This window comes from Rhizobium esperanzae, assembly GCF_002204185.1.
GTDB lineage: Bacteria > Pseudomonadota > Alphaproteobacteria > Rhizobiales > Rhizobiaceae > Rhizobium > Rhizobium esperanzae.
In genome coordinates this window covers 1-993 of record NZ_MXPU01000062.1, presented here as the reverse complement: position 1 = coordinate 993, position 993 = coordinate 1, and the positions used below count along the sequence as shown (strand labels likewise).

Sequence of the window (993 nt, the reverse complement as noted above, 5' to 3'; positions counted from 1 at the left end):
CACGTCGAGTATGAGACGCCGGCCCGCCACTACGCGCACGTCGACTGCCCCGGCCACGCCGACTACGTGAAGAACATGATCACCGGTGCGGCGCAGATGGACGGCGCGATCCTGGTTTGCTCGGCTGCTGACGGCCCGATGCCGCAGACGCGCGAACACATCCTGCTCGCCCGCCAGGTCGGCGTTCCGGCGATCGTTGTGTTCCTGAACAAGGTCGACCAGGTTGACGACGCCGAGCTTCTCGAGCTGGTCGAGCTCGAAGTTCGCGAGCTTCTGTCGTCCTACGACTTCCCGGGCGACGACATTCCGGTTGTCAAGGGTTCGGCGCTTGCCGCTCTCGAAGATTCCGACAAGAAGATCGGCGAAGACGCGATCCGCGAACTGATGGCAGCGGTCGACTCCTACATCCCGACGCCTGAGCGTCCGGTTGACCAGCCGTTCCTGATGCCGATCGAAGACGTGTTCTCGATCTCGGGCCGTGGTACGGTCGTGACCGGCCGCGTCGAGCGTGGCATCATCAAGGTTGGTGAAGAAGTCGAGATCGTCGGCATCCGTCCGACCTCGAAGACGACGGTGACCGGCGTTGAAATGTTCCGCAAGCTGCTCGACCAGGGCCAGGCCGGCGACAACATCGGCGCACTGATCCGCGGTGTGAACCGTGACGGCGTCGAGCGTGGTCAGATCCTGTGCAAGCCGGGCTCCGTCAAGCCGCACAAGAAGTTCAAGGCAGAAGCCTACATCCTGACGAAGGAAGAGGGCGGCCGTCATACGCCGTTCTTCACCAACTACCGTCCGCAGTTCTACTTCCGCACGACTGACGTGACCGGCATCGTGACGCTTCCGGAAGGCACGGAAATGGTCATGCCGGGCGACAACGTCACGGTTGACGTCGAGCTGATCGTTCCGATCGCGATGGAAGAAAAGCTGCGCTTCGCTATCCGCGAAGGCGGCCGCACCGTCGGCGCCGGTATCGTCGCTTCGATCGTCGAGTAA

Annotated in this window: 1 protein-coding gene; it reads left to right on the top strand. The window is 62.7% G+C overall.

The features are described 5' to 3' along the window. Positions 1–993, top strand: a 993-nt coding sequence (gene tuf / locus B5E41_RS30920) for an elongation factor Tu (RefSeq protein ID WP_088397330.1), incomplete at its 5' end; no start/stop codon positions are given.